The 19475-nt window shown below is 61.6% G+C and carries 18 protein-coding genes; 10 read left to right on the forward strand and 8 right to left on the reverse strand.

Features of this window, described 5'->3' with window-relative positions; genetic code table 11:
- Positions 1-8: 8 nt before the first annotated feature.
- From RHO23_RS16870 to RHO23_RS16905, 8 genes are all read right to left on the reverse strand, one after another.
- Complete coding sequence (locus RHO23_RS16870) at positions 9-1832, reverse strand: SDR family oxidoreductase (protein ID WP_057967825.1); 1824 nt, start codon at positions 1830-1832, stop codon at positions 9-11.
- Positions 1833-1847: 15 nt separating this feature from the next.
- Positions 1848-2918, reverse strand: coding sequence for a PDR/VanB family oxidoreductase (locus tag RHO23_RS16875; RefSeq protein WP_057967824.1), 1071 nt, complete (start codon positions 2916-2918; stop codon positions 1848-1850).
- Positions 2919-2971: 53 nt separating this feature from the next.
- Positions 2972-3856, reverse strand: a complete 885-nt coding sequence (locus RHO23_RS16880; RefSeq protein ID WP_057967823.1) for a metal-dependent hydrolase — start codon at positions 3854-3856, stop codon at positions 2972-2974.
- Between the two features lie 4 nt (positions 3857-3860).
- Complete coding sequence (locus RHO23_RS16885) at positions 3861-4811, reverse strand: SDR family NAD(P)-dependent oxidoreductase (protein ID WP_057967822.1); 951 nt, start codon at positions 4809-4811, stop codon at positions 3861-3863.
- 9 nt (positions 4812-4820) lie between these two features.
- Complete coding sequence (locus tag RHO23_RS16890) at positions 4821-5741, reverse strand: SDR family NAD(P)-dependent oxidoreductase (protein WP_030096465.1); 921 nt, start codon at positions 5739-5741, stop codon at positions 4821-4823.
- Entirely contained in the window at positions 5738-7309 is a 1572-nt protein-coding gene (locus RHO23_RS16895; RefSeq protein ID WP_057967821.1) for a flavin-containing monooxygenase, read from the reverse strand. The genes RHO23_RS16890 and RHO23_RS16895 overlap by 4 nt, the downstream gene beginning before the upstream one ends.
- Positions 7310-7338: 29 nt before the next feature.
- Entirely contained in the window at positions 7339-8193 is an 855-nt protein-coding gene (locus tag RHO23_RS16900; protein WP_030096463.1) for a metal-dependent hydrolase, read from the reverse strand.
- Positions 8194-8378: 185 nt separating this feature from the next.
- Positions 8379-9074, reverse strand: coding sequence for a TetR/AcrR family transcriptional regulator (locus tag RHO23_RS16905; protein WP_057967820.1), 696 nt, complete (start codon positions 9072-9074; stop codon positions 8379-8381).
- Between the two features lie 291 nt (positions 9075-9365).
- Between RHO23_RS16905 and RHO23_RS16910 the strand changes: the two genes are divergently transcribed.
- From RHO23_RS16910 to RHO23_RS16955, 10 genes are all read left to right on the forward strand, one after another.
- Positions 9366-10025 carry a TetR/AcrR family transcriptional regulator gene (locus RHO23_RS16910; RefSeq protein WP_064409605.1) on the forward strand — a complete coding sequence of 220 codons (660 nt, stop codon included), beginning with the start codon at positions 9366-9368 and terminating at the stop codon, positions 10023-10025.
- A 349-nt stretch (positions 10026-10374) separates the two neighbouring features.
- Positions 10375-11337 carry an MlaE family ABC transporter permease gene (locus RHO23_RS16915; protein WP_057967819.1) on the forward strand — a complete coding sequence of 321 codons (963 nt, stop codon included), beginning with the start codon at positions 10375-10377 and terminating at the stop codon, positions 11335-11337.
- A 2-nt stretch (positions 11338-11339) separates the two neighbouring features.
- Entirely contained in the window at positions 11340-12218 is an 879-nt protein-coding gene (locus RHO23_RS16920; RefSeq protein WP_064409606.1) for an ABC transporter permease, read from the forward strand.
- Positions 12219-12221: 3 nt separating this feature from the next.
- Positions 12222-13283 carry an MlaD family protein gene (locus RHO23_RS16925; protein ID WP_064409607.1) on the forward strand — a complete coding sequence of 354 codons (1062 nt, stop codon included), beginning with the start codon at positions 12222-12224 and terminating at the stop codon, positions 13281-13283.
- A complete protein-coding gene (locus tag RHO23_RS16930; protein WP_064409608.1) occupies positions 13280-14293 on the forward strand; it encodes an MlaD family protein in 1014 nt (337 codons plus the stop codon). The genes RHO23_RS16925 and RHO23_RS16930 overlap by 4 nt, the downstream gene beginning before the upstream one ends.
- A gap of 14 nt (positions 14294-14307) precedes the next feature.
- Positions 14308-15312, forward strand: a complete 1005-nt coding sequence (locus RHO23_RS16935; RefSeq protein ID WP_109501490.1) for an MCE family protein — start codon at positions 14308-14310, stop codon at positions 15310-15312.
- Between the two features lie 8 nt (positions 15313-15320).
- Positions 15321-16568: an MlaD family protein gene (locus RHO23_RS16940; RefSeq protein WP_064409610.1), complete on the forward strand. Its 1248-nt coding sequence runs from the start codon at positions 15321-15323 to the stop codon at positions 16566-16568.
- Entirely contained in the window at positions 16565-17599 is a 1035-nt protein-coding gene (locus tag RHO23_RS16945; protein WP_064409611.1) for an MlaD family protein, read from the forward strand. Before RHO23_RS16940 ends, RHO23_RS16945 begins: the two co-directional genes overlap by 4 nt.
- A complete protein-coding gene (locus tag RHO23_RS16950; RefSeq protein WP_064409612.1) occupies positions 17596-18672 on the forward strand; it encodes an MlaD family protein in 1077 nt (358 codons plus the stop codon). The genes RHO23_RS16945 and RHO23_RS16950 overlap by 4 nt, the downstream gene beginning before the upstream one ends.
- A complete protein-coding gene (locus RHO23_RS16955) occupies positions 18669-19475 on the forward strand; it encodes a hypothetical protein (protein ID WP_064409613.1) in 807 nt (268 codons plus the stop codon). Before RHO23_RS16950 ends, RHO23_RS16955 begins: the two co-directional genes overlap by 4 nt.

Genomic DNA, 19475 nt, shown 5'->3' on the forward strand with positions numbered 1-19475 from the left:
AGCGCTCTCTACTTCTTGTTGGGCACCAATTTGATGAGATCGGTCATACCCGCCTTGGATGCGAAGTAGCGGGTAAGACCCGGCGCCAGCCGGTTGTTGAGATACTGCAGCCGGGCCTCGGGTGTCACGGGCACGACCTGCTTGTTCTTACGTACCGCGTTCACGATCTGGCGCGCCACCTTGTCGGGGCCGTATCGACGCATCGCATAGGCCTTGTCACCGGCCTGTTGCATCCGCGCCTCTTCCTCAGCGTCCACACCCGAAATCTTGGTGTTGGCAACAATATTGGTGTGTACCACGCCGGGGCAGATGGTGGTGACACCGATGTTGTTGGCGGCGAGGTCGGCGCGCAGGCAGTCCGAGAACATGAACACGGCGGACTTGCTCGTCGAGTATGCGGTGAAGGCCTTCTGCGGGCTGTAGGCAGCCATGCTGGAAAGGTTGACGATGTGCCCACCGAGTCCACGTTCGGCCATCTTCGCGCCAAATGCCCGGCTGCCGTTCACCACTCCGAACAGGTTGATCTCGATAACACGGCGGAACTCTTCCGAGGGTGTGTCGAGGAAGCCGCCCGCGGCACCCACTCCGGCATTGTTCACCAGGACGTCGGGTACACCGTGCCGCTTGACCACCTCCTCCGCGTGCGCGTTGACAGCGTCCTCGTCCGCGACGTTGAGCCGGTAGGCGTGCGCCACACCGCCGGCCTCTTCGATGAGCGTGACGGTCTCGTTGGCACCGTCGAGGTTCACGTCCGAGAGCACCACCTCGGCACCCTGTCGGGCGAATTCGAGGGCGGTCTCTCTGCCGATACCGCTGCCCCCTCCGGTGATGACCACCAGCTGGTCTTCGAACGGCTTGCGGCTCTTACCCATTTCTGCCCTTCGTAATGCGCGGTCGGGCTCCTTGCCCGATACCGCGTCGATGAGTTCGACAGCCGCCGTGGCGAGCACATTCGGGTGCGAGAACGGCAGCCAATGGCCACCGTCGACCACTCGCCGCCATGTCCGCTGGTTCCATTTGAGCTCGTCGTCGTAGTTCGACTGGCGCACCGCGGGATCACGGGTGCCGACAATCACCTGGACGGGCACACCGGTGTGCCGGTCCTGCGGGTGCAGCATCGCCGGGAGCGCGTTGGCCCGGTAGACACGCAATGTCCTGGTGATATCGCTCATGAACGTCGGCCCGAGGTGAATTTGCTCGACAGGTGCACCTTCGGCGACGGACAGTCCAGCACGCCAACGGTTTTCGTTCATGGTGAGCTTGAGCAGAACATTGGGAATGACGGGGGTCATGGACCCGAACATGTACAGCAACGAGCCAATCTGCCCGAGGGCAAGCGCCACATTCTTCGGAGTGGGACTGCCGAGTCGCGAGCGCACCCACCGGCTCATGTGATGCGCAGAGGGTCCGGACACGGAGGTGAACGAGGAGAACCGGTGTTCCAGGTCGGGATTGCAGATGGCTTCCCACATCGCGACACTGCCCCAGTCGTGGCCCAGGACATGCACGGGCTTGTCGGGGCTCACCGCATCCGCGACCGCGACGTAGTCGCTGGCCATCTCGGCGAGCCGGAAGTCACGGAAGCTCTTGGGGTTGGTGCTCTTTCCCGCACCGCGATTGTCAATGGCAACCACCCGGAAGCGGTCCCTGAGCAGCGGCGTGACACCGTCCCAGAGATGATGCGAATCGGGCCATCCGTGCACCAGCAGTAGGGTTTCCCCATCCGGGTTGCCCTGAATGAAGTACGCGACGTCGATATCCCCGTTGCGCACCACGTGCTCGGTGACGACGTCGTTCGTCACTCCGTCGGCGCGCTCTGTCGTGAGAGTCATCCCATGTCTCCGTTCTTAGATGTCCAGTACCAGTCGCCCGCCGTCGGCACGAGACACACATAAGAGCATCTGGCCTTCGGCGCGCTGAGTTTCGGTCAAGAGGGTGTCGCGATGATCGGGGTTCCCCGCGAGCACCTTGACTTTGCAGGTGCCGCAGAAGCCCTGCCTGCACGAGTACGGCGTGCCGGGCCGGGCCGCGAGAACCGCATCCAGTGCACTGTTCTGCGGTCCGACATCCAGCACCGGGCCGCCCCCGCCCAGCTGCACCTGGAATGGCACCCCATTCTCGATCGGCGGAGCCGAGAATCGCTCGAAATGCAGTTCTGCGCCCGGGTACTCAGCGACCGCATCGCGAATCACCTTCAGCATGGGGCCGGGCCCGCAGCAATACACCGCCAGATCGGGATGCAATGGCGGCAGCAGATCGGCTGCCGTCGGCATCCCGTCCTCGTCGTCGGTACGGACGGTGATCCGCTCGCCGTACCGGGCCAGCTCATCGCGGAACGGTATCGACTCCTTACTGCGCCCGGCGTAGGTCATCGTCCAGGGGAGCCCACGCTCTGTGGCGACCGCCAGCATGGGCAGAATCGGTGTGATGCCGATCCCGCCGGCCACGAAATGGAACTGGCGGACCCCGGCGTTCAGGTGACCTGTAGTGGCCAGCGGGAAGGCGTTTCGCGGCCCTTTGACGCCGAGCACGTCTCCGACGCGCACCGCGTCGTGCAGCTCGATGGATCCCCCCTTGCCTTCGGGTATGCGCCTGACCGCTATCCGGTACCGGTACCGGTCGCGCGGGTCACCGCACAACGAGTACTGACGCACAGCCCCCGACGGCAAGGTGACATCCAGGTGTGCGCCCGGTCGCCATCTCGGCAGTTCTCCACCACCCGCGGCAGCCAGCGTGAAAGCCACCACGTCCTGATCGGCAGCGACTACCGAACGTTCCCGGACAACCAGATTCAGTGAGCGGTCCACCCATGTGGGTTGACGCACGGGCCCCAACAACGGGCTCAGCCGCAGCACGGCGGGCAGCGTCTTACCCAATGCGGCGACGGCGGGCGGCCCCACAACGTCAAGAACTTTCATGCCCCAGCCCAGAGGGTGGCGACCCGTAGGGGCCGCCACCGGGAGTGCCCGCGTCATGCCACGGCCGCGGCTTTGGCCGCCGGAGACTTCGCAAGATACGCGACCGCCTGTGCGGTGTCCCCGATCGATTCCGGGGTGAATCCGGGCCGCAGAAAGCTCCGGAAACCCTCCCCCAGAACACTCCATTTCAGCGTGGCGCCGCGCTTCATCGCCCGGTTCGTCTCGCGTAGCCAGCGCGCCAGGCTCACCTTCGGCAGGCCCGGATCGGCACGTGCGAGCAGCCAGCTGAGCAAGACGAGCCCGACGGGGATTGTCGCGCAGGAGCCAATGAAGTACGCCAGCATCCGGGGCCGTCCGACCCCAAGGTGCCGAGCAAGATCCCAAGCCACACTGCGGTGTTCGACTTCCTCCGCACCGTGCCAGCGGAACATGTCGGTGATCACCGGGTCCGCACCGTAACTCTCGAAGTCGAAGTTGAGTAGCCAGTCTCCCGCGGTGGCGGTGAGGTGCTCGATGCCCGCGATGATGGCGATGCCTTCCACCATCACGCGATAGCGCACCTTCGCCGGAAGCCGATCCAACTGCTGTTTGAAGGTGTCGAGCACACGGTCGGTCAGATCGTGCAGCGGCTGTGCATCGATACCGTGCTGCCCGAAGTACTGCAGCAGCGCTTTGTCGTGCGTGTCGGAGTGCAGTTGCTCCTGACCGATAAAGCCGATGACCTCTTCACGCAGCTTGTCGTCCTTGATATGCGGCAGCGCCCGGCCGAACACCTCGACAAAGAACAGCTCGCCGGCAGGCAACATGAAGTTGAGCGCCGACAGTGCGTGTGAAGCCACCGGCTCATCCGGGATCCATTGCAACGGGGAGTTCGAGAAGTCGAACGTGACGTTGCGGGCATGCAGCGCCACATCGCCGATGTCTGATGTGTCGTTCATCTGTCTACCTCCTTGCTGCCGTGGGCTTTCGAGCCTCCTCGACGCCACCTTGGCGCGGAAGCAGATTCAGATCATCCAACTTGCCCAGCGCCCAGGCTCCCCATCGCTCGGCTCGTTCGATCGAGAACGCCTGGGTGGTACGACGGTTGATTCCCGGCGCCACTCGGCCCAGGACGTACCCGAGCCATGCCTCGGTGCGCACCGGCACCACCGCAAGGTCGTACTTCACCGCGCGCAGAACGGCGCGCGCCACCAGGTCGGGGCTCATCGGGGAAAACGGCAGGCTGGCCGCGAACTCCTGCACCCGGAGCATGATTTCCTTACCCCGATCGACCATGGCTTGGTCCACGCCCACAGTTATTCCGTTGATCCCGATATTGGTGTTGATGAATCCTGGGCAAATTGCGCTAACACCAACACCTTTCGGACCAAGTTCCAGGCGAAGACATTCGGTGAGCATCTTCACCCCGGCCTTGGACACCGAGTACGGAGCCATCACCGGCGTCGGCGTGAAGGCCGCTGCCGAGGCGATGTTGACGATATGGCCGCTGCCGCGTTCAACCATCTGCTCACCGAAGACCCGGCACCCATGCACCACTCCCATGAGATTCACCGAGAGCAACCGGTCCCAGTCGGCCGGACTGAGTTTCAGAAATGCCCCGCCCAAGGCGATTCCAGCGTTGTTCACCAGCACGTCGGCTACGCCATGGTCGGCGAGTACGTCCCGCGCGAAGGTCTCCCACTGAACCGGATCGGTAACGTCCAATTGCACCGCCGATGCCGTGTTGCCGTCGGCGCGGATCATGGCCGTGGTGGCTTGAGCAGAGTCAAGATCCATATCGGAAACGATCACGTGGGCACCGTGTTTGGCGAATCGAATGGCGGTGGCCCGGCCGATGCCGCTGCCTGCACCGGTCACCACCACCAGCTGGGGCTCAAGTTTGTTGAGTTTCACCTTGGTCTCCTACCGCACGCTCTCGACAAGAATCGGAGCCTGACGCTCAGTGTGTTTGGCCGCCGCACGCTCACCCAGACGCTCGAATCTGTCGATACCGAACGGAGCCATCAGTCGCCTGTTCAGGGCCGGGAACGCCCGCGACAGGAAGTACCCCAACCACGATTCGAGCTTCACCGGAACCACCACGAGATCCAGACGGACCGCACGGGTAACGGCCCGCGCGACGAGGTTGGGGCTCATCGGCGTCCACGGCAGCTTCTCCGTGACGTCGCGCATTCTCTGCATGCTGCGCTGGCTTGCGTCAACGATTTCCTGGTCGACGCCCACCATGGTGCCGTGCAGACCGATATTGGTGTTGATGAATCCGGGGCACACCGCGCTCACGCCAACACCCTTGGGCCCCAATTCAAGCCGCAGGCATTCGGTGAGCATCTTCACCCCTGCCTTGGACACCGAATATGGTGCCATCACCGCGGTCGGCGTGTACGACGCCGCCGAGGCAATGTTGACGATGTGGCCTCCCCCACGCGCGACCATCTGCTCACCGAAGACCCGGCATCCGTGCACCACCCCCATCAGATTCACGGACAACTGCTTATCCCAGTCCGCGGCGCTCAGCTTCAGGAATGGGCCGCTGACCACAATTCCGGCGTTGTTCACCAGCACGTCCGCCACGCCATGTTCGATGGACACGTAGCGGGCAACATCCTCCCAGTGGGCGGGGTCGGTGACATCGAGCTGCACAGCCGATGCGTTGCGCCCCTCCGCGTGGATCAGATCCACTGTCTCATTGGCGGTGTCCAGATCCAGATCGGTAACCACCACGTAAGCACCGCGTTTGGCGAATCGGATGGCGGTCGCTCGCCCAATACCGCTCCCCGCACCGGTCACCACCACCAACCGGGGTTCCAGCGGATTGTTTCTCATGCACTCTCGCCGACGGTCGATGCCACGATCTCGGGAACCACAGAGCCCGTTGAATAGCGATATACGTCGAGGTTGTAATGCCGGTTTTGCCAGTACATCTCGCCGTGCGTCGTCGGCCGGAATGGCGAGTCACCATTCTGATCCAGGTAGTACGTATTCGAACCGGCGCACACATCGGTGAACAGGAAATTCTTCTCCTGCCGCTTCAGGCACTTCTGGAAGTACTCGTCGTGGGCCTCCTGCCGGATCTCACAGACGGTGGCTCCGCGGCGCTTGGTCTCGGCGATGGCCCGCGCCAAGTGCGCCGATGTCGCCTCGATCATCCACAGGTAGGACCCCAGGACAAATCCATACGGCCCGGTGATGGAGAACATATTGGGGTACCCGGGCACTGAAACCCCTTGGTAGGACTGGAAACGGTGCTTGTCCCAGAAGTCGCCGAGATTCCGTCCGTGGCGCCCGAGGACGGGAAATGGTGGCACAGAACCCTTGTCCCACAGCTTGAATCCCGTCGCGCAGATCAGCACGTCGACGTCGTGCTCAACCCCGTCCACCGTACGCACTCCGGTGGGCGTCACGCATTCGATCGATTCGGTGATCAAACTGACGTCATTCCGGTTGAACGTCTTGAGGTACTCATTGGACATCGACGGGCGCTTGCAACCCAACCCGTACTGGGGGATCAACTTCTCCCTGATGACGGGATCATGGACCTGCTCGCGCATCCAGCGGCGCATCGGCGCCTCGCCGGCACGGCGAACCGCGTTGATCAGCCAGGCCGGACCGGCCACCTGACCGCTCATCGCAAGCTCGATGCCGACGGTCGCCACCGATCGGATGGCAGAACGAATCCGCCTGTTTCCCAGCACCCTCCGCCCAAGAGAGCCGATTTCGAGATCGAACTTCGGCCCCACCCAGATTGGTGTGCGCTGGAAGACCGTGAGATGGCTGGTGTGGTCGACGATGGCCGGAACCAACTGCAGGGAGGTCGCCCCGGTCCCTATCACCGCGACACGCTTACCCTCAAGCGCCACATCGTGATCCCACAGGGCGGTATGCAAGAGCGTCCCGGCGAAGTCATCGACTCCCGGGATGTCGGGCATCTTCGGGCGTTCCAGGCCACCGACCGCCATCACGCAGTATCTGGCGGTAATTTCCTTTCCGCCGTCAGTAGTCAATCGCCACAAGCTGTTTCGCTCATCAAACTCCGCGCGGATGATGCTTGTCCCTAATCGCAGCTTCTCGCGCAGTCCGTACTTGTCCACCATAAAATCGGCGTAGTGCTGTAACTCGTCCCCCGGCGCGAACAGACGCGACCAATCGCCACGTTGTTCATAGGAGAAGCTGTACACCACTGACGGGATGTCAACCGCGACCCCGGGATAGGTGTTCGCATGCCAGGTGCCACCCACCTGGTCCCATTTGTCGATGACGACGAAATCGTGGATACCTTTGCGTTGCAACGCAATGCCGGTTCCGATTCCACCGAATCCGGCCCCGATCACCGCTACCTCGTGATCGGGTTGTGTCAGTTCGGCCGTCGTTGAATGCCGTGCGGCAGTGCTCACCGTTCGCGTCTCCTTTGACGTGTCGCGGGCTACTTGAGATGGTCGACGAGAATGCCCTTGGTGCCGAAAAGCTCTTTCTGCCAACGATCCAGCAGTTCATCGGTGTTGATGTCGTCGGGATGAAAGCCCGGTCGCAGATACTTGCGGACGTCTCCCAGAATTCCCTTGAACAAGGGCCCGCCGAAAAGTCCCCGCGCTTCTTTCAGCAGTCGGAGCGGTTGACGCCGCGCGACCGGATCGGACAGCAGCGATCCCGCCAGGATGCCGAGCGTCAGCGGCGGGACGATGGTCATCGCGGCCAGCGTGAGCCCGATCCTCATCGTCTCGGTACCGCCAACCGCGCGATACACATCGAACGCCACCGACTTGTGTTCCAGTTCCTCCAAAGCGTGCCAGTTCAGCAGATGCCAGACCTCGGGATCACCCGGAATGGCCTGTACCTCATCACTGCCCAGCAGCCGCTCGGCCAGGATCGCGGTCATGTGTTCGGCCATGGCCGTGAACGCCAGATGCGCGTGGGCGGGGAGCATGTTCTCAAACCTGATCAACCGGTCAACCTGCTTCTGCGAATCCCACCACGCGATGGGATAGCCCATTTCGACCAGCTTCTCGTTGACCCGGCGATGCTCCTGCCCGTGCACCGACTCCTGCCCGATAAATCCCGCGACACGCTTCTTGAGCACTGGATCGGTGATCTGGTCAGAGAACTTGCGCACCGAACGGATGAATCCCTCTTCCCCGGGCGGGAAGCCCCCGGAAAGTCCCGCGACGAAGTGGCTGTACACGATGTCGTCTTCCACGAAGTACTTGTGGGCATTGCCGTCATCGCCGAACCGAAATCTGATCCGCCGAGTCTTGGGGTACGCCGCAGCTGGGCTCACCATGTCATCACTCCCTTGTGACGGTAAGTTACTAGTACTCAAAGTACTACCTGGAGTACACCATAAGACGGCGGCGGCATGGGACGCAATACACCGCGGCAGATGAAATAGGCGCGACACAGCGCCGGGCCGATCAGCGATAGACCCAGCGCGAGAAGACAAGAAGCGCCCTGGAACAGCGCTGAAAGCTATTCGGCAGGTACGAGGACGGGTTCGTCCGGATTCAGCTCGACGCCACGGGCCTTGGCCGACGCCGCGAGCCCACCCCACACGTAAACCACCAGCTCGTCGACGAGGGTCTCCTTGCTGATGACCGGCTCATCGAACCAGCGCAGTACGGCAATACCCGTGGAGGCCAGCATCGCGTCGATCACGTATTCGATGTGGTCGGCGTTGCCGCCGCGCGAGCTGAAGACCGACCCCACCAGCTGGGCAATGGCATCGGACAACGGGCGCCCGCTCTCGATGAGCGATGTCGCATTCGCATACTGAACGCTCAGCAGAAAGCGCACGAGGTTGGGCCGCTCATCGACGAGGTCGACATAGCCGGCCAGCCCTGAGCGGAAAAGTTCGAGCAGACTGACGGACAGGTCGATGTTCGAGACCAAACGCTCGACAACCAACTCCTGGACGCGCATCGCCACCGCGGCGAAGAGGGCTTCCTTGTCGGTGAAGAAGCGATACAGCTTGGGCCGGGATATCCCCGCAGATTTCAGGACGTCGTCGATCGAGAGGTCGGGACCGAGCTCGTCGATCGCGTTCAGGGTGGCCTCTACCAATTCCGCGCGAACCTTCGCACGGTGCTCGCGCCACCGGTCGACGCGCGCATCACCGGTCAGCTCAGGAAGGCCGCGATCGGGATACACCTGCGTTGACACGACCACATCGTAGACCGAATAGCTGGGCGTCCGAGGCGCATAGCACCACGTAGGAGGACCGATCTTCGCCGTGGCAGATCGTGACACGTGACCCTCTCCATACCGCCAGCAAATAATGCGGTTACCGCGACGAGATCGTGCACCCTAGATGGAGGTATGGACCATCTGTACCCCACCTCGGTATATTTATCCGACATACAGTTCAGCTAATGAAGCTGGTTGTGACTGCGCCCGAATGCGAGGCGGCAAGTTAGTGCATTTACCAAAATATTTGCCAGGAGTGGTTACTGTGTTCGCGTGTCCAGCACCAACGGAGACCGGCGAGGCCCGGGCCGCCCGCCGAACCCACAGCGTGCACGCGAACGCCAGCGCACCCTGACCGAGGCGGCCGCGCTGGAGTTCGCCGAGAAGGGCTACCACAAGGCCAGCATCACCGACATCACCCAGCGCGCCGGCGTCGGCCGGGGCACGTTCTATCTGTATTTCGATACCAAACGCGATGCGCTGGACGCGGTGATCGACAGCTACTTCCAGAGAACGCTCGCCGCGGTGAATGACACTAGCGACCTGTCGGGCAACGCGGGCGACTTTGAACAGCATCTGCGCACGGTGTTCACCCGCCTGTTCGACATGCTGGACAACAGCCCAGAGATCTTGCAGGTCATCCTGCGTGAGGGCTTGCTCGACTCGGCGATGACCAAACGCATGTTCGGCATCCTCGACCTCATCGAGTCCGTCAACATCACCATCATCGAGCAGGCCCGCGCCGACGGCACCATCACCTCGGCCATCGACGCCACCTTTCTGGCGCATGCCATCACCGGGATGTCGATGGCAGCCACCCTCAAGGCGGTCCGAGGCGAGCTCGCGGGAGATGCGCGCCAGGCATACATCGACTCGTTTATCGAGCTGGTGCGGTCGATCACCACCGTTCCCCCCGCACTCGCAAATTCTTGACAATTCGCGTCCCAAGATCTGGAACCTCCGCTAGCCTCTGCCCTAGCCAATAAACTGACCACTGAACCAGTGAATTGCTAGAGGACCGGGTCGGGGGACCTCCGACAGCCTCGTCATGACAGCGTTCCGACCGGGACGCATGGCATACCCACATGCGTGGGCACACGCTGCAACGTGTCAAACGCGGCAACCCCGCGCTTGACACGGACCATGACCTACACCACACTAAGCCACCGACTGTGATGTGGGGTACTAGATACCCACTGTTACACAGTTGTCCATTAAGCGGGCTGTTCGTCCAGGTCGGGCCCGAAATGAGAAGCCAGAGGAGCCACTGTTGAACTCAGCCGTGAGTCAAGTAGTGGCCGAGACGCGCGCAGAGACCGCTCCGGTGGACTGGTTCGAAGACTCCGATGGTGAATCCGACAGCAAATCGAGCGTGGACAGCGGGCCCGGTTCTCCCCCCGGCGGAGCATTCCAGCTACTCGATCGGGCGCCCGGAATCGTCCGGCGCCCCGCTGAATATGTGATCTCTCAGACCGATTCGATGCTGAAAACGCTCGGACGTTATGTCGATCTGGTGGCGCAATCTTTCGCGTTTCTTGTCAGCGACATCGTCCGGCTGCGCCATCCGTGGCAGGACACCGTGATCCAGTCCTGGTTCATCCTGACAGTCACGGTTGTTCCGGCGATCCTGGTGTCCATCCCGTTCGGTGTAATCGTCGCCGTTCAGGCGGGCAGCATCATCTCGCAGGTCGGCGCCTCGTCTATCTCTGGCGCGGCCGGCGGCCTGGGCGTGATCCAGCAGGGCGCACCCATCGTCGCCGCCCTCCTCCTGGGTGGCGCGGCGGGGTCGGCCGTCGCCACCGATCTCGGTGCCAGAAGCATCCGGGAAGAGGTTGACGCCATGCGGGTCATGGGTGTCAATCCCGTCCAGCGCCTGGTCACCCCGCGACTGGCGGCGATTCTCTTCGTGTCACCGCTGTTGTGCATCTTCATCATTTTCGTGGGCATCTTCGCTGGCTACCTGGTCAACGTGGGTTTTCAGGGCGGCACGCCCGGCAGCTACCTGTCTTCGTTCGCCGCGTTCGCCAACGTCAACGACGTCACCGTCGCGGTTCTCAAGACCTGGCTGTTCGGTGTCGTGGTCATCCTCGTGGCCTGCCAGCGCGGCCTGGAAGCCAAGGGCGGCGCACGAGGTGTCGCCGATGCCGTCAACGCCACCGTGGTGATCGGCGTGGTCACCGTCATGGTGCTCAACACCGTGATCACCCAGATCGTCGCGATGTTCATGCCATCGAAGGTGGGCTGAGAATGGCGACATCCCGTCCGGGCCGATACTTCCCCGACGAACTGCCCGCAGCCGCCAGGTCGATCTGGAACTTCACCAAGGGAGCAGGCGGCTCCGCCGAACATCTCGGCCACCAGATCACGTTCGTCGGTCTGGTGCTGGCCGCCATACCGCAGACCCTCAAACGCTACCGGCGACAAACCGGTGTCCTGCTCGTCGATATGACCTGGGGCAACGGCTCGATCATCGTCGGCGGCGGGGTCATCGGCGTCCTGGTGTTCATGGGCATCGCGGTGGGCGCATCTGTTGGGATCGTTGGCTTTTCGACCCTGGACATGGTGGGCATGGGATCTCTCACCGGATTCATCTCGGCCTACGTGAACACCCGGGAGATGGCACCGATGATCGCCGCCATCGGATTCGCCGCACAGGCAGGATGCCGGATGACCGCCGAGATCGGCGCCATGCGTATTTCCGAAGAGATCGACGCGCTGGAAGCTCAGGGCATCAGATCCATTCCGTTCGTGGTCACCACCCGAGTGATCGCCGGCGTCATCATCATCGTCCCGCTGTATGTATTGACCTTGCTGCTGGCCTACGGCTCCTGCGCCTTCATGGTGTTCTTCGTCCACAACCAGTCCCAGGGCGTGTACAAGCATTACTTCGACTCATTCGTCCATCCGATAGACGTGCTCTATTCGGTGATCAAGGCCGTGGTGTTCGTGGTCATCATCATCGCCATCCAGTGCTATCAGGGCTATTACGCCGGCGGCGGTCCCGAGGGGGTTGGGATGGCCTCGGGTCGCGCCATCCGGGCCTCCCTGGTCGCGATCGTCCTTTTCGACATGCTTCTCACGTTGCTCTTCTGGGGCAACAATCCTGGCGTTCAGATATCGGGGTGACGGATGGCCATCTACAAAGATCCGAGTGGACGCTCTGCGGGCCCGGTTGCTCTCAAGCTCCGCGGCGTTGCGGTCGCGGCGGTGGTTGCCGCCAGCGGCTACTCGCTGTATCAAGCTGGTATCGGCAGCTACGGCGAGCCCTTCGAACTCACCCTCATCACCAACACCATCGGCGAGGGCATGGGCCCGGGTGGCGAGGTCAAGTACCGCGGCTACAACATCGGGCAGGTCAAGTCGCTGCAGACCACCGGATACAACAAGCAACGGATGACCGTGATCCTCGACGGCCGACAGGCCAAGGCACTCACGTCAGATACCAAGGCGCAGTTCACTTCATCGAACATCTTCGGGACCGCCGCCGTCGAGCTGGTCAGCAGCGGTGTCGGCGAGCCGCTGAAATCCGGTGGCGTGCTGGAGATCAGCAGCCACGTCCAGGCCGCATCCATCACCGGATTCTTGCGGATGGGTCAAAAGCTCGGCGCGATCCTGGATAGTCCCGAATTCAATGCCATCATCGCGACGTTCGAGCGGCACGCCGACCTCACTGCCCCAGTGGTGAAGTCCTTCTGGGACCTGTTCGCGATGATCGCCGACGCACAAAAGGTGCCGTTCTCCAAGACACTGAACGTGATGGCGTCCTTAATGGAGGGAACCAACGAGTTCGTCCCGATTATCGCGTCCACCAACAGGCTGCTCGACAGCCTGACCTTCATGGCGGCACCGCCTGACACCGAGCGGGCCACCGCCGCGATCAATTCACTCACGACCATCGTTAAAGGGGTCGGCGATGGACTTAACAGAAACAACGACTGGATCGTTCCGTTGGTTCGATCTCTATTAGATCTTGCCATTCCAGGCTCCTTCTTCCTGGGGAGCCTCGCCCCGGCGTACGACAGGCTCAACGGTCTGTTCGATCGCACCACTGCCGCGTTCCCGGTCGACAACGGCAAGGTGCGCCTCAATGTTCAGCTGATCATGGACACTGCTCCAGGGCTGGGTGCGGCACTACCCATGACACCTGACGTCCTGGCCGCTCCCGGACCGCCCGCTGGAGGACAACGATGAAACGGATAGCGCTTCTCATGACGGGCCTCACCGCGATTCTCGCGGTGGCAGTGGTGCTGACTCTGATCATCGTGAACGCGCTACGCACCCCGGTCAACGGGCCGGTGCGGCGCTTCGATGCGCTGTTCACCGATGCCTCCGGCCTATTCGTCGGCAACGATGTCCGCATCTCCGGCGTACAGGTGGGCAAGGTCGAGAAGATTCACCTGGACGGCAGTAACGCACGCGTCACGTTCAACGTGCTGACCGATCATCCGCTATATCAGAACACAATCGTGGCGATCCGCTACCAGTCCCTGGTAGGCCAACGATACGTCGAGATCGCCCAAGCGTCGGCATCTAGTGCTCCCCTGGCGGCCGGCGCGACGATTCCGCTCGGCCAGACCATTCCCTCCTTCGATATTGCCAAGTTGTTCAACGGTTTTCGGCCCATATTCCAAACATTGGATCCCGCGCAATTCAACCAGTTGACCGAGAACATCCTGCAGCTCATCCAGGGCGATCAGCGCGGAATCGGTCCGATCTTGCGTGACATCGACGCAGTCCTCAAGCTCTCTGTCGACCGCCAGGCCGCACTGCAAACGATCATTACGAACCTGGGTAATATCTCGAAAGATTTGGGCGGCACCTCTGATCAGCTGTTCTATCTGATCAACGACCTCAACGACGTGTTGGAACCCTTCGAGAAGCAGGCTGACGAATTCAAGCGAGCCGGCAACGATGCACTGCCGATATTGCGCAGGGCGATCAGCATGCTGCGATACATCGAGAACACGGTCGACGGCGCGCAGCTGCCCTTGTACGACATAGCCAGCCGCACCACTCCGGGAACACCGACCATCATGGCCGGCCTCTCGCTGATCCCCGATCTCATACAGGGCATGCGCGATTCCTTGATCGAGGAGAAGACAGCGCCCCCCACCGCATTCGAATGCAAGAACGGCACCGTCAAAATGCCCGGTATCGGTGAAGTGTCCTTCGCCAATCAGGATCTGGTGGTGTGCAAGTGAGCTTCTTCAAGAAGATCTTCGCTCGAAACAATCCGATCCTCGACGAGCACGCGGCGGCCAAACGTAATCGCCGCAACGGCCTCATCGGTGTCCTCGTCATAGCTTCGGTGCTCGCCGCCACCGGGGTGGCATTCGTCAACACCAGCGGCATGAATTCGTATGCGCTGCTCCTGCGATCCTCCGGCGGGCTGCGCGCCGGCGACGACGTGCGCATCGCCGGCATTTCGGTGGGCAAGGTGTCGAGTGTACGTATCGATAAGTCCTTGGTAAAGGCCACTTTTACCGTGGATCACTCGATACCGGTCGGATCTGACTCGCGTGCCGACATCCGTATGCTTACCCCGCTGGGCGGGCACTACGTAGCTCTATACCCGGAAGGCTCCATCCCGCTCGGAAGCATGCCCATCCCGCCCGAACGCACCAGCGTCCCCTTTGAGATCAATGAGTTGTTCCAGAATTTCACGCCGGTGGTCAAGAAGGTGGACGCTAAGGTCATCCACGACAGCCTGATGGAAGTGGCGAACGCAGTCGACAAGTACCCCGATGGTTTACGCGACTTCTTTCAGTCATCGCAAACACTCATCAAAGCACTTGAGCCCACCACCGAGGACTTCCACGCCACGCTGAATTACGCCAACGAGTACCTCCGGGCCTTTAAGACAGGCAAGGCGCAGCTCGCCCAGATCGTCACCATGCTGTCCAAACTCGGTGCCAAGTATCGCAATAACGTCACCGACCTGATCGAGGTCTTCGTGCTACTCAAGGAACTCTTTCGGTTGGTGAACCGGTTCACCACCGCCTATGCGCGTGATTACGAGCCCATGCTCAACGGCCTCGACGATATCGTCGACACGCTCACTAAGTACCCCGAGAAGCTGGGCAAGGCCGCCGAACAGTGGGGCCAGCTTGTCGGAATCGTCCTGCCCATGCTCAGCGGCAACGGCATCACCATCAACGAGAACGACCGGGTGATCCCCGGACAAGACGTCTGCCTACCGCACTTCTTCAGGTTCTGTTGAGGCCCTTGATGACACAGCCAGCATTTGTCAGCAGCATTCGGACCCGTCTCGCGGGTATGCGTCCCCTCGCGCGCGCGGGTCTGGTGAGCGCCATCGGCGTGGTACTTGTCGCGGTAGTGGCGGTTGCCGGAATCTTCGGTGCGCGCACAGTGTTTCCCGCCGTCAAGAACATGGTGATGCCGTACCTGGGGAACGCTCATATCCCGTTCCTGGACGACACCCGGGCGCTCTGCGCGAATTTCCGCGACGGGTCCGGGTTGTACAAGGGCAACAAGGTCTTGCTTCTCGGTGTCGAGATCGGCACCGTAACAGCCGTCACCAACAAGCCCGACCACGTCGAGGTCGATTTCGAGATCCCCAGCGATATGGACCTGCCAGCCGATGTCGGCGCGGCAAGCTACTCGCAGTCAGTGATCACCAACCGCAGTATCGAGCTCACTAGGTCATGGAGTGAGGGCCCCAAATTCGACGGCAATCAGTGCATCGCAATCGAGAACACCAGGACGCCGGTGTCCGTCACCGAATCATTTTCGGCGATTGGTGAACTCGCGGACACTCTGATGCAAGCAGCTCCCGGCCAGGACCCAGTGAACTCGCCGGGCGTGCAGGCACTCAACCAGACGCTCAAGGGCGCGGCCAGATCACTCGACGGGGTGGGACCCGGGTTCAAGGAGATGCTAAGTAATCTCACCAAAATGGTGGGTGACCCGTACAAGGCAGACGCGGACTACCGCCAGCTGTTCGAGAACAGCGCCATCGTCACCTCGAACTGGCTGCAGTATTGGAACGAGTTCGCGACCATCATTGAGATGCTTCCCGACGTTGCCCGCCTGATCGCGGGCATCTCCGATAATTTCGCCAAGGGTCTCGACTACTTGCGTTCCGTCCTTCCGACGGTGAATGGCATGGTCCAGCGCGCCGCCGGCCGGCTCTACAAGAATGTATTCGACAAGCTGGTGCCCTTTGTGCGCGACATCCTCAACGCGTACACCCCGCATATCCTCACCTTCTTCAGCACCCTGCCTCCGGTGATCAATTGGCTGGCCGACGACATCTACCTGCCGAACACGAAGACCCATGGGGTCACCTATATCCCTCCGCGCGTTGCCATCTCGCCGGAACAAGCCAGTGCCATCTGCCAGAACCTGCGTGACCGCAACACCCCTGGCTCCCAGGCGGCATGTGCACCCGGAACCGCCTCGGACCCGGTGACCCTCGGTTTGACGAATCTGATCATGGGGGCGGCACTGTCATGATTCGACGTGTACTGATCGTCCTATTCGCCGCAGCATTCGCAGTGGTCCCGGCGTGCTCCACGGAGGCACTGGATCCCACCAAGATGCCGATGCCCGGCGCGTACATACCGAAGAACACGTACCGCCTCAAGATCGAATTCTCCAGCGTGCTCAATCTGCCCGGACGGGCGAAGGTCGACTCGGGCGGCGTGCAGGTGGGCCTGTTGGATCGGGTGGAGCTCAAAGGCACGACCCCCGTCGTCTACGTAGATATCGACGGCGGTGCGAAGTTCCCGGAAAACGTCAGGGCCGAGCTGCGGCAGGCCACCGTGCTCGGAGACATCTACATAGCCATGATCTCACCCACCGATCCGGCTCCCACCCATCTCAAGGATGGCGACACCATCACCCTGGCCAACACGGTGCCAGCGGCCAACGTCGAAGATCTCATGCGGTCCATGGCAAATCTGATCGGCGGCGGCAGCCTGAACACCATGCAGACCACCGTCGCAAATATGAACAGCGCCTTCCCGCCACCGGAGGAACTCGACCGCATTCATCGATCGCTCGCCGGAATCATCAATGACCTGTCCACGAATCAGGACACTCTCAACAAGATCCTCACGAACATGCAAACCGTTAGCGAGTCCTTCCGCGCCAATAAAGGCACGTACAGGAGGTTGCTCACCGAAGGGCCCACCAAACTGCCATCACTGGCCAAAGTGGTGCTGAGTCTTAGTGATCTAATCATCGAGGGTGCCGAACTTGGACGGCAGGTCGGAATGATCCTCGACTACCCCAATCTGATGGAGATCCTGTCCTATCTCACCCCATTCATTCACAGCACCTCGACGGCCGACACCACCATTCCGGTGCTAGGCGACAAGATGGTGCGAACCATTCGCGATCGGATCATCCCGTTCTTCAAGGACGGCGGTCCCAAGTACACCGTGACCGATATCCAAACTCCCGATGGCACATTGGGAGTCAGCCCCGGGGAACGCGCCGACTCGGTTATCCGGAACATGCAGACGATGGGGCTGGTGCGATGAGGCTCAATGTCCTACTCACTCTCGCGGTGCTCTCGATCATTTCGCTGGTGGGCGCCGTCTACATGGCCTTCGGTGTCTTGGACATCGCCTCCACCAACAAGACCAATCACATGACGCTCATGCTGGAAAGCTCTGGCGGGCTGATGTCCACCTCGCAGGTCACCCTGCGGGGCATCAAAGTCGGCCGGGTCACCAACATTCAGGCCACCCCGTCGGGGTTGGCGATCTCGATGGCCCTCGACAGCGGCTACCCCATTCCCGTCGACAGCAAAGTGAGCGTCCAGAACCTCTCAGCGGCTGGCGAGCAATATGTCGAGTTCAAACCCGCTCGCATCGAACCGCCCTACTACAGCGATGGAGCGGTGATCCCCGCGTCGAAGGCTGCATCTGTCTACACCGTCAGCGATCTGCTCCAAAAGGGCAATGCACTCATGCAGGCCATGAACGCCGACGATTTGAAAACAACACTCAACAATGTGGCCGCCGGCTTCGTCGATAACACCAAGACCATCGATCAGTTGGCTACCACGACAAGGCTGTTCGCGCACATGGTGCAAGACGACAAGAACTATCTGAGCCAGCTGACCGGCAACATGTCGACACTCACCAACGGCCTCGGAGAGATCCGGGCCGGGGAAATCATGAAACAGTCCGCCAAAACCGTGCCCGCCAGTATGGATGGTCTGGTGTCTTTGGTGAAAGTGCTCGAACGGCTCGAACCTCTCGTCGAAGCCGGCATGGGGGATGGGAAACCACTGACCGATCTGGTCGAAAAGCTCTTTGATTACGTCGACGCCCTGGCCGGGCCGCTCTCGGAATTCGCGACGGTCCTCGAACCCATCGTCGCGCCGCTGCGCGACGTCAAGCTGGATGCCGGACACTGGCTGGACTTCTGGGATTCCACCTTCAACAACCAGGGCGGACTGCGCATCCATCTCGGGGTACCCGAATGGCCACAGCCCGATACACCGCAGCCAGGATCAGCTCAGCCATCGCGGCCGGCTGCCACCCCACCCGCACCCAAACCCACATCGGCACCACAAACGGCAACAGCAGGAAGGCCCGGATCATGACCGACATCGATGATCGCACACTCACCCTCGATGACGCAGATCCCGATGAGCTCGCGGAATCGGAGACTAAGTCCACCACCGATTCCGCCGAGACCGAATCTGACGCGGAACCGAAAGCCAAGCGGGTAAAGCGGGCCAAGGCCGTTGAACAAGAAACGGATCCGGCCGAAAGCGATGGCGCTTCCAATATCTGGAAGTGGATCACCTTCGGTCTGCTCGCGTTGGGAATCATGGGAGCGGTCCTCGGCGGCTGGCAGTATCAGAAGTTGTCCGATGCCCTCGCCGCCACGCGCGCCGGCGATACCGAACGCACCGCGGCCACTGACGCGGCGTCGGCGTACGCGATGAAATCGCTCACCTATAGCTTCGAAGACCCGGACGGCTTCTTCAAGAACGTCAAAGAGAACGCTGCGGAACCGCTGAAGAACAAGTACAGCGATGCCGAGAAGCTGCTCAAGGCCATCATGCTGCAGGCCCAGGTGACGTCCAAGGGCGAGATCATCGCCGCGGATGCCGTTGCCCAGCAGAACGGCATCTACCAGGTGGTGGTCACCACCCGACAAACCACCCGGAATGTCCAGAACCCGGAACCGCGGGCTACCACACTGGTTCTGCAGATCACGGTCAAGAAGGATGGCGACAACTGGCAGGTGACCGATATCGGCCCCAAGAATGCCAACTCGACCGGCACCATCATGCACCCCGGCGACCAGAAGCTGCTTCCCGAAGAGGCGGCACCCGCACCGGGCAAGTCACCCGCGCCGGCCCTCCCGCCGCTGCCCACGCTCCCCGGTCAGAAGTAG

It is taken from the genome of Mycobacteroides sp. PCS013 (genome assembly GCF_049532645.1).
GTDB classification, from domain to species: domain Bacteria; phylum Actinomycetota; class Actinomycetes; order Mycobacteriales; family Mycobacteriaceae; genus Mycobacterium; species Mycobacterium gwanakae.